13 protein-coding genes are annotated in these 9,322 nt (G+C 69.9%); 9 read left to right on the top strand and 4 right to left on the bottom strand.

All coding sequences use genetic code 11. From position 1 onward, the window contains the following. Positions 1-46 precede the first annotated feature (46 nt). The 3 genes from AC4FS2_RS04675 to AC4FS2_RS04665 all read left to right on the top strand — a co-directional run bounded on the left by AC4FS2_RS04675 (position 47) and on the right by AC4FS2_RS04665 (position 3,265). Positions 47-1,051 (top strand): LacI family DNA-binding transcriptional regulator, encoded by a 1,005-nt coding sequence (locus AC4FS2_RS04675; protein ID WP_491153208.1) that lies wholly within the window; start codon positions 47-49, stop codon positions 1,049-1,051. Further along, complete coding sequence (locus AC4FS2_RS04670) at positions 1,048-2,844, top strand: glycoside hydrolase family 2 protein (RefSeq protein ID WP_491153209.1); 1,797 nt, start codon at positions 1,048-1,050, stop codon at positions 2,842-2,844. Before AC4FS2_RS04675 ends, AC4FS2_RS04670 begins: the two co-directional genes overlap by 4 nt. A 130-nt stretch (positions 2,845-2,974) precedes the next feature. Continuing rightward, the gene (locus AC4FS2_RS04665; RefSeq protein ID WP_491153210.1) at positions 2,975-3,265 is read left to right on the top strand and encodes a hypothetical protein; all 291 of its coding nucleotides are present in this window, start codon (positions 2,975-2,977) and stop codon (positions 3,263-3,265) included. A gap of 34 nt (positions 3,266-3,299) precedes the next feature. On the opposite strand, the gene AC4FS2_RS04660 is transcribed toward AC4FS2_RS04665, so the two are convergent. Next, positions 3,300-3,509 carry a hypothetical protein gene (locus tag AC4FS2_RS04660; RefSeq protein WP_491153211.1) on the bottom strand — a complete coding sequence of 70 codons (210 nt, stop codon included), beginning with the start codon at positions 3,507-3,509 and terminating at the stop codon, positions 3,300-3,302. A gap of 211 nt (positions 3,510-3,720) precedes the next feature. Here AC4FS2_RS04660 and AC4FS2_RS04655 point away from each other — a divergent pair, with 211 nt between their 5' ends. The 4 genes from AC4FS2_RS04655 to AC4FS2_RS04640 are packed head-to-tail and all read left to right on the top strand — an operon-like array spanning position 3,721 to position 6,314. Continuing rightward, positions 3,721-4,527: a glycosyltransferase family 2 protein gene (locus AC4FS2_RS04655; protein WP_491153212.1), complete on the top strand. Its 807-nt coding sequence runs from the start codon at positions 3,721-3,723 to the stop codon at positions 4,525-4,527. Next, positions 4,520-5,323 (top strand): endonuclease/exonuclease/phosphatase family protein, encoded by an 804-nt coding sequence (locus AC4FS2_RS04650; protein WP_491153213.1) that lies wholly within the window; start codon positions 4,520-4,522, stop codon positions 5,321-5,323. Before AC4FS2_RS04655 ends, AC4FS2_RS04650 begins: the two co-directional genes overlap by 8 nt. Continuing rightward, complete coding sequence (locus AC4FS2_RS04645; protein ID WP_491153214.1) at positions 5,320-5,889, top strand: DUF2238 domain-containing protein; 570 nt, start codon at positions 5,320-5,322, stop codon at positions 5,887-5,889. Before AC4FS2_RS04650 ends, AC4FS2_RS04645 begins: the two co-directional genes overlap by 4 nt. A 32-nt stretch (positions 5,890-5,921) precedes the next feature. Next, positions 5,922-6,314 (top strand): DUF3054 domain-containing protein, encoded by a 393-nt coding sequence (locus AC4FS2_RS04640; RefSeq protein WP_491153215.1) that lies wholly within the window; start codon positions 5,922-5,924, stop codon positions 6,312-6,314. Here AC4FS2_RS04640 and AC4FS2_RS04635 read toward each other — a convergent pair. Beyond that, positions 6,304-6,822, bottom strand: a complete 519-nt coding sequence (locus AC4FS2_RS04635) for a glycine cleavage system transcriptional repressor (RefSeq protein ID WP_491153216.1) — start codon at positions 6,820-6,822, stop codon at positions 6,304-6,306. The two genes, AC4FS2_RS04640 and AC4FS2_RS04635, sit on opposite strands and share 11 nt — an antisense overlap. 127 nt (positions 6,823-6,949) lie before the next feature. Here AC4FS2_RS04635 and AC4FS2_RS04630 point away from each other — a divergent pair, with 127 nt between their 5' ends. Beyond that, a complete protein-coding gene (locus AC4FS2_RS04630) occupies positions 6,950-7,243 on the top strand; it encodes a DUF503 domain-containing protein (RefSeq protein ID WP_491153217.1) in 294 nt (97 codons plus the stop codon). Positions 7,244-7,248: 5 nt separating this feature from the next. On the opposite strand, the gene AC4FS2_RS04625 is transcribed toward AC4FS2_RS04630, so the two are convergent. Further along, on the bottom strand, positions 7,249-7,569 hold the full coding sequence (locus AC4FS2_RS04625; RefSeq protein ID WP_491153218.1) for a TraR/DksA family transcriptional regulator: 321 nt from the start codon (positions 7,567-7,569) through the stop codon (positions 7,249-7,251). A 45-nt stretch (positions 7,570-7,614) separates the two neighbouring features. Further along, positions 7,615-8,376: an SDR family NAD(P)-dependent oxidoreductase gene (locus tag AC4FS2_RS04620; RefSeq protein WP_491153219.1), complete on the bottom strand. Its 762-nt coding sequence runs from the start codon at positions 8,374-8,376 to the stop codon at positions 7,615-7,617. A gap of 100 nt (positions 8,377-8,476) precedes the next feature. Here AC4FS2_RS04620 and AC4FS2_RS04615 point away from each other — a divergent pair, with 100 nt between their 5' ends. Next, on the top strand, positions 8,477-9,310 hold the full coding sequence (locus tag AC4FS2_RS04615) for a helix-turn-helix transcriptional regulator (protein ID WP_491153220.1): 834 nt from the start codon (positions 8,477-8,479) through the stop codon (positions 9,308-9,310). The last annotated feature ends 12 nt before the right edge of the window (positions 9,311-9,322 follow it).

The raw sequence follows: 9,322 nt of genomic DNA, 5'->3' as shown, positions 1-9,322 counted from the left end.
TGCGAATGTGAACCCGCCACGATATGCGGGAGGAGGTGCCGAACGGATGTCACGCACGACACTGAAGGACGTCGCTGACCGCGTCGGTGTATCGGCCAAGACCGTGTCCAACGTGGTGAACGGCACGGGATGGGTCACCGACGAACTGCGCGTCCGGGTCCGCGCAGCGGTCGTCGAACTGGGTTATCGTCCCAACGCGGCTGCGCGGCAACTGCGTAGCGGCCGCAGCGGCATGATCGCGCTCGCGCTTCCCGAGCTGAGCCAGCCCTACTTCGCCGAGCTCGCAGCCGAGCTCGTCCGCGCGGCGCAGGACCGATCCATCACCGTTCTCATCAATCAGACTGACGGCAGCGCCGATGCAGAACGCCGGATCAGCGACGGCATCGACGCGCCGGTCATGGATGGCCTGATCATGAGCCCGTTAGCGTTGACCGCCGCCGACCTGCGCGGGCGCCTAGACACCACCCCGCTGGTGCTCCTCGGGGAACACGCGGGGGAAAGCACCTTCCCGCACGTCACTGTCGACAACACCGCCGCCGCGTATGCCGCCACCGAGCACCTCATCGGCCTGGGCTGCCGGCGCATCGCGGCAGTCGGCGCGCAAGAATCCGGTCCGAACGAGACCGCCGTGCTACGCCTCGAGGGTTACCGCGCGGCTCTGCGGGCGGCGGGCATCGCTGTGGATGAACGGCTCATACTCCCGGTCCGGAGCTTTCATCGCGCAGACGGCGCCGCCGCCGCACGGACCATCCTCGACACGGACCTGCGCCCCGATGGCATCTTCGCCTTCAACGATCTCCTCGCGCTGGGCGCGATGCACGTCCTGGTGACCGCCGGGGTCGGGGTGCCACAGGATGTCGCTGTGATCGGGTTCGACGACATCGACGAAGGCCGCTACAGCACCCCCTCGCTCTCCTCCGTATCCCCCGACACCGCCGCCCTGGCTCGCAAAGCGCTCGATCTCCTTTTCGCCGAACCTTCGCAGATCGGGACACACACGGTGGGGTTCACGATCGCCGATCGCGCCAGCACGAAAGGACCTTCCGCATGAGTCCCAGCATGATGCCGGACGCAACCTCACAGGACGGCACGTACCCCCGTCCGCAGATGTTGCGGCCCGCCTGGCACGACCTCGGCGGACCGTGGGACTTCGCTCAGGACGACGACATGGACCGTTCGTTGTCGGACGTGACATTCGACCGCACCATCACGGTCCCCTATCCCCCGGAGTCCCCGGCGTCCGGCATCCACGACACGAGCTTTCTTCCCTGTGTCTGGTATCGGCGCTCGTTCGGGACGGACGAATTGCGCAGCGCCGGCTGGGACGAGAACCACCCGCGAACACTCCTGCACTTCGGGGCGATCGATCATTCCGCCACCGTGTGGCTCAACGGGCAGGTTGTGGCGACCCACGGCGGGGGGCAGACACCCTTCGTTGCAGACGTCACCGACGCCATCAAGACGGACGACATCAATCAGCTCGTCGTGCGAGCCGTTGACCTGCCTGGGGATGTGTCGGTGCTCCGCGGCAAGCAAGACTGGCGTGAGACACCGCACGCGATCTGGTACGAACGAACGACCGGCATCTGGCAGCCCGTCTGGCTCGAGTGCGTCGCGGACCTTTCCATCGCTGCACTGACATGGCGGAGCGATGTGCCGTCATCCGCCGTCGAGGTGGACATCGAGCTCCGCGGCGCCGTCCCCGATGACGCGTGGGTGCATGTTCGGGCGACTCACGGCGGCGCCGTGATCGGCGAGACGCGGGTCCGCTCTCTCGGACACTCGACCGTGACGGTCCGCCTGGTCCTGCCCGATCAACTGAACGGGCAGCAGTACGAGGAATTGCTCTGGACGCCCGACCAGCCCACGCTGATCGGGGCGAACCTGGCGGTGGCGGAGGGGAACGGTGTCGTCCGGGACGAAGTGGCGAGTTATTTCGGGATGCGCAGTGTCGGGACGAGCCCCGATGGCCTGCTCCTCAACGACCGTCCCGTCGCCGTTCGTGCCGTCCTCGCGCAGAACTATTGGCCGACCACGCATCTCGCCGCCACCCCGGACGCCCTTCGCGCAGAGGTGCAGGTGATCCTCGACCTGGGATTCAACTCGGCGCGCGTGCATCAGAAGGCGGAAGATCCGCGCTTTCTCTATTGGGCGGATCGTTTGGGACTGATGGTGTGGGCGGAGACGGCGAACGCGTATGCATTCAACCCCCGGGCGATCGCCAGCCTCATGTCCGAATGGGCGGCGATCGTGCGACGAGACTCTTCGCACCCCTCCATCGTCGTATGGGTCCCCCTCAACGAGAGCTGGGGGGTCCAGCACATCTCGCATGACGCACGCCAGCAAGCCTTCAGCCGATCCGTTGCCGACCTCACGCGCGCGCTCGACGGGACGCGACCGGTCATCTCCAACGACGGCTGGGAGCACACCGCCTCGGACATCTGGACCGTACACGACTATGAAGGCGACGCCGACGTTCTAGCCGCCCGATACGGGGATGAAGCAACCGTGCGCCGATTGCTGAGCGGTCGCGGCCCGGCCGGTCGTGTCATGGCGGTGGGGAGGATGCCTCCGACAGCACCCGTCATGCTCACGGAGTTCGGCGGTGTCTCGCTCGCCGGCGGCTCTCAGGAGGACTGGGGATACACCACCGCAGAGAGCATCGATGCGTTCGAAGCGCGCGTGACCGCACTCCTGCACGCCGCCCGCTCCGCCGCGCCCCTGGCGGGGTTCTGCTATACCCAGCTGACCGACACAGGTCAGGAGACCAACGGACTGCTCTACGCCGATCGGTCACCCAAGTTTCCGGTGGAGCGGATCCGGGCGGCCGTGCGGGGCACGTAGGACAGAGGCCGAGCGGGCCGTCAGCACCCGCGGCAGCGCGAGACGTCAACCCGCGATGGTGCTCAGCTCCAGAAGGTCTTCGTCCGTCAGTTCGAGGTGCGCGCCGGCGATGTTTGCCCGAAGGTGTGCCGTGCTGTCGGAGTTCTTCGCCGATGATCACCGGCAGCGCAGCGGGGGCAAGTGGGCCGACCGATCCCAGTTCGCATCCATGATGGGGCAGGTGCGGCAGATCACCGACGGGACAGTGACCATCACGGTACTCAACGAGCTCGAGGCGCCCGACGGAATCGAGGTTGCGAAACGTCACACGTTGGCGTCCGAGCTGAACGGCGCACAGCAGGTGCGCGAGAGCTATGTCTTCGGGCGGCGGGCTGCCGACGGTCGATGCGCGGTGGTGGAAGAGGTCACCCTCGTGGACTGAACGGGTGCCGCCATGCTGGTCTTCTCCTCGGCGTTCATGCGTCGCCCTGCTCGGCCGTCCCGGCGATCGTCTCGGCTGTTCCGGCGTCGCCCCCGCTCTCCGGCGTGACCTCGTCGTCGCCGCCGGCGGCGTGGTTCTCGGCGGAGGCGGCGTCCTCACGCACCTCGTCCATCACCGCGTCGGTGGGCGGGGCGTCGTCGGCGTGCGCGTCGTCGGCATCGCGGCTGGGGATCGTGTCGCTCATGTGAGCTCCTTCCGTTTGCTTCCAGCGTTCCCGCGGCGCGTCCCCACGCACACCCCCTGGACAACCGCCCGCGGGGCGTCCTCCAAGCCTCAGCGCGTGACGCACTCGCCGGGCAGGCGCGGGAGCTGCTCGCACGATGGGCGAGCTATCCGGTGGCCCGGGCGGTGTCAACCACCGCGACCCCGGGGCGGGCCACCCCTACCGTGAAACCGTGACCCCGGGCCCCGCTTCCGACGCCGCGTCCAGCTCCCCGGACGAGAGCCCCCGCGTGTCGGTCGTCATCCCGGTGAAGGACGATGCTCCCGCGCTGCGTCGGTGCCTGCGCGCCCTCGCCGTACAGACCCTCCGACCCGACGAGGTCATCGTGGTCGACAACGGCTCGTCGGACTCGTCCGCCGCGGTGGCGCGCGAGGCGGGCGCCCGCGTGCTGCGGTGCGACCGCTCCGGGATCCCCGCGGCCAGTGCCCACGGATACGACGCCGCGACGGGCGACGTCGTCCTGCGCCTGGATGCCGACTGCATGCCCGCGGTGACCTGGGTCGAAGCCATGACGGCCGCCTTCACCCGGCGTCCCGACGTGGACGCCTTCACCGCCGGCGCGCGTTTCGTGGACGGACCGCGGATGCTGCGCACCCCGCTGGCGGCGCTGTACCTCTGCGCGTACGTCGCGGTGTCTGTGCCCACGCTCGGTCACCTGCCGCTGTACGGATCGAACATGGCATTCCGCCGCAAGGCGTGGCAGCGGGTGCGGTCATCGGTGCACCTGTCGCCCGAGGTGCACGACGACTTCGACCTCGCCTTCCACCTCGGCCTGCGATCCCGGATCCGATATGCACCTGAGGCGGCGATGGGGGCGTCCATGCGGCCTTTCGGCGACCCTCGCGCGTTCGCCGTCCGCACGGTGCGCGGGGTGCGCTCGGTCGTCGTGCACTGGCCGCGCGACTTTCCTCCGGTGCGCTGGGTGCACCTGGTGATGCGTCGGACCCTCGACCGACGACGGAGCGTCGCTCATGGGTGACGCGCTGATCGGCCCTGTGCTGCCTCCGGAGTTGTCGGTGATGACTTTCAACGTCCTGCGGGCACCGGCCGCGTCCCAGAGTTGGAGGCAGCGGCGCGACCGCATGACCGCGCTCCTCCGCCGGGAACACCCGACCCTCCTCGGAGCACAGGAGGTGCTCCCGCATCAGGCCGCCGTGCTGCGGGATGCCCTCGGCGAGCGCTACCGCTTCGTCGGACACGGCCGCGACCGGGACGGCGGAGGCGAGGGATGTCCGATCTTCTTCGACGAGAGCCGCCTCGAGGTCGTGGACTGGACGCAGAGCGCCCTGTCGGACCGACCCGAGGTGCCCGGCTCGCGGTCGTGGGGGTCGCTGTTCCCCCGCGTCCTGACGCGCGTGGAATTCCGCGACCGGATCACCCGACTCCGCTTCACGATGGTGAACACGCACCTCGACGTCCTCTCGCCCTTGGCGCGGCGGCGCGGGGCCGCCCTCCTGGTCGCCCGCGCGGGTGACGGTCCTGCTGTGGTCACCGGCGACTTCAATGCCGCCCCCGACTCCCCCGCCCGCCGCATCCTCGCCGCCGCCGGGCTGGTCGATACCTGGACCGTCGCCGCGCACCGTCTCACCCGGGAGTGGGCGACCTACGCGCGGGACCGCCGCCCGCGCTCGGGCGGCACCCGGATCGACGGAATCCACGCCCGCGGATGCGACGTTCCGCGGGTCGCGATCGAAGCGCGCCCGGTGCGCGGCGGGTGGCCGTCCGACCACCTCCCCGTGCAGGCCGTTCTGCGGGTCCGGGAACACGCGGAATGAAGGAACGGTTCCTCCGCCGCCCCGCCACCGCCGGAGAATGGGCCGCGGACGCGCTCCGCGTCGCCGGTCTCGTCAGCGTCGTCGTCGCGGGCATCGGCTGGTCGATCACCGACGCCGGCATCCTGGCCTTCGCCCTTCCCGCCCTCGTTCTACCCCGCTTCCTCGGCGTACGCCCCGGATTCGACCTCGTCGCCTGCGTGTCGGTGCTCGTGGCTGCCTGGAGCAACGTGCTGGATCTGTACCGCAGCATCCCGGGATGGGACCTGCTCGTCCACTTCGAGTGCACCGGCGTTCTCGCCTTGATGCTCTACGTCCTCGCGGGGCGCCTCCGCATCGTGCCGGGAGTGCCCGACGCTCAGCTGATGGCACGCATCCCGATCGTGCTCGTGACCATGACGGGACTGGCGCTCGGCGCTCTGTGGGAGATGGTGGAGTGGGCCGGGTACACCTTCATCACCGATGACATCTTCGTCGCCTACGTCGACACCATCGGTGACATGGCTGCCGGTGGCCTCGGCGCTCTCGCCGCGGGGATCATCGCCGCGCGCGTGCGCGTGGCCGAATGACCAGGCGCGCCGGCACCGCAGAGAATGGGGGGATGTCCCGATCCCGTGCCGCGCTCGCCGCGTTCGCCCTCGACGCGGCGCTGGTCGTGGTGTTCGCCGCCATCGGTCGATCCACACACGAGGGCGACCCTTTCGGTGCAGCGGGATGGGGTCTCGTGCAGACGGCGTGGCCGTTCCTGGCCGCCCTGCTGGCGGGGTGGGCGATCGCGCGGGGCTGGAGCCACCCGTACGCGGTACTGCGGACCGGTGCACCGGTGTGGGCCATCACCGTGGTCGGCGGGATGCTGCTCCGCGCAGCATCCGGCCAGGGCACCGCCGTCGCCTTCATCGCAGTCGCCGCCGTGACGCTGCTGGTCTTCCTGGTCGGGTGGCGTGCGCTCGTGGCAGGCGTGAGGGCGCTCGCGCGACGGCGGGTCAGTCGCTGAAAGCTAGATCCACCTGGATCTCGGCGGCGAGGCGCTCGAGCTCGGCTCGCACCTCTTCGAGGCCGACACCGGCCGGGAGGACGGCGGCGATCGTCGCCTCGAACAGGCGCCCGCCCGACATCGCTGCATCCCGGGTCTCGGTCGTCATCCGCTCGATGCTGAGGCCGTGCGTGCTCAGGGCAGCGGACACGTCACGCACGATGCCGGGATGATCGTTGCCGATCACCTGCAGGCCGATGCGCCGCGACCCGTTGGCCGGGGCAGATCTGCGGCCCGGCTCGACCGGCACGGCGACGGTGAGCAGCCCGTCGATGGTGCGCAATTCTTCGCGCAGTGCCTCGGCCCGCTCGGCCGGCACCGACACCTCCACAATGCCGGCGAAGGCGCCCGAGAGTTCCGCGAGCTGGCTGTTCTCCCAGTTGCCACCGGCGGCATCGACGACAGCAGCGACGGACGCGACGATGCCGGCGCGGTCATCGCCGACGAGGGTGAGGACGAGGGTGGTCATGCCGTCAGCGTACCCATCGGGTGCTGCGGGAGGCAGCGTCGGGGCCCGCGGCATCGTTGTGGCCGCCCGGCACGAGGCGGTAGACACGACCCATGACACGCACGAGTGAGCGACCCGCCGAGTAAGCATGTGGATCGGCTGGATCGCCTTCGACCTGCTACTCGGCGACGTGCACTCTCTGAAGGAGAAGCGCAGCATCCTGCGCCCCATCCTCGCCGACCTCAGTCGGCGCACCGAGGCCTCGGCCGCCGAGACGGACGCGCACGAGCTGCACCGCCGCGCCGAGGTGGGAGTGGCGGTCGTCGGTGGCGACGCGACCCATGTGCGGGACGTGCTCGACCGGGCCGAACGCGCTCTGGCGGAGCATCCCGAGGTCACGCTCCTGTCGGCGCGACGCGGTCTCCACTCGAGTGAGGACTGAGGCCTTCAGGCACACGCCACGCACAGCTCGGCCATGGGGCGGACCTCCATGCGCTCGTCGGGGATGCGGCGGCGGCAGCGGGCGCAGATTCCGTAGGTTCCGTCGGCCACGCGCTGCAGCGCGGCGTCGATCTCGGCGAGCTCGGCCTGCGCGCCCCGCCGCAGGGCGTCGACGCGGCTCCACTCGGCCGAGAGCGTCGAACCCTCCGGGTCGTGCTCGTCGTCGGCCGTACCATCCGCGCGGTCGACGAGCAGGGAGCGCTCGTCCGCGTCCAGACGCGCGAGGCGCGCTTCGACGTCGGCGCGCAGTCGCTCGAGCTCAGGCATGCCTCCACGCTACGCTCCCGCGAGGGACCCGACGCCGGCGCGGGCTCACAGGCGCTGACCGCCGGATGCCTCGATTCGCTGCCCGGTGACCCACGCCATCCGAGGGTCGAGCACCGCCGCGATAGCAGCACCGATGTCTTCGGGCTCGCCGATGCGTCCCATCGCGATAGAGGGCAGGAGCACCGAGCGGTACTCCTCGCTGTCCCGGATGCTGCCGCCGGCGAAGTCGGTCGCCGTCGCACCGGGTGCCACGACGTTGACGGCGATGCCGCGCGGGCCCAGGTCCTTGGCCAGATAGTGGGTCCAGGTCTCGATCGCCGTTTTCATCGATGCGTACACGGCGTAGACCGGGTTGGCGATGCGCGTGAGGCCGGTGGAGATGTTCAGGATGCGCCCTCCGTCGACCAGGCGGGGTTCCAGCTGCTGGGTGAGGAGCACCACGCCGGTGAAGTGGACCGCGACAAGTCGGTCGATCTCGCTCTTCTCGATGGCGCCGACCGGGGTGTTGCCCGCGTATCCGGCGTTGTTGACCATGACATCGAACGTGTCGCGATCCCAGGTGGACCGCAGTGCGCTCGCCAGTCGCTCCGCGAAGGCGGCGAACGTCTCGGGTTGGGTGGTGTCCAGGGGCAGCGCCACGGCGCGGCGGCCGCGTGCCTGGATCTCGCCGACCACCTCATCCGCCGCATCCGCGTGGGAGTGGTAGGTCAGCACGATGTCGTCGCCGGCATCGGCGAGGGCGAGGGCGGTGGCGCGTCCGAGTCCACGGGAGCCGCCGGTGATGAGGATGATGCGTGGGTTCGTCATGCCTCCACCGTCGCGCGGGCTGCCGGGGACAACCAGGCCGCGCGCATCGAGGGATCGGGAATCCCTGGCTCCGCTCCCGCATCGCGAGGAGGATGGGCGCATGCAGCAGCTGGCCGATTTCCTTCGCAAGCGCCGGGAGGCGCTGCAGCCCGAAGACGTGGGTCTTTCGCGCGGACCGCGGAGGCGAACCCCCGGACTCCGGCGGGAGGAGGTCGCCTCCCTCGCCGGCATGTCGACCGACTACCTCAACCGTCTCGAACAGGGCCGGGGCCCGCAACCATCCGAACAGATGCTGACGGCGTTGGCCCGTGCCCTGCATCTCGACCTCGACGAGCGCGACCACCTGTTCCGCCTCGCCGGGCACCCGGCACCGGAGAGGGCCGGCACCTCCACGCACATCTCCCCCGGGATGCTGCGGATCTTCGAGCGGCTCGCCGACACTCCTGCGCAAATCATCAACGAACTCGGCGAGACGCTCGCCCAGACCGAGCCGGCACGCGCCCTGCTCGGTGACGCCCGAGGCTTGACCGGGATGCGGCGCTCCACGGTGTACCGGTGGTTCATCGAGCCGCAGTCGCGCGACATCTACGCGCGCTCCGACCACGACGAACGCGGCCGCACCTTCGCCGCGGAACTCCGCTCGCTCTACGCGCGCACCGGCGAGCGTTCCCAGGCCGGCGCGCTCGTCGCGGAGTTGCTGCGGCAGAGCCCCGAGTTCGCGGCCGTGTGGGCGGAGCACGAGGTTGCGGAGAAGCATCCGAGAACCAAGCGCTTCGCGCACCCGGAGGTGGGTGAGATGACGCTGCACTGTCAGACGCTGCTCGACACGGAAACGGGGCACCGGCTGCTGGTGTTCACCGCGACACCGGGTTCCGAAGACGCTGACAAGCTCGAACTTCTGCGCGTCATCGGCACCCAGCTCTCCGCGCGCTGACTGCCGACCCCG

It is taken from the genome of Microbacterium sp. Z10_103, from assembly GCF_058310455.1.
Note: the sequence above shows the minus strand (reverse complement) of the source record. Positions and strands in the feature narration are given on the sequence as shown.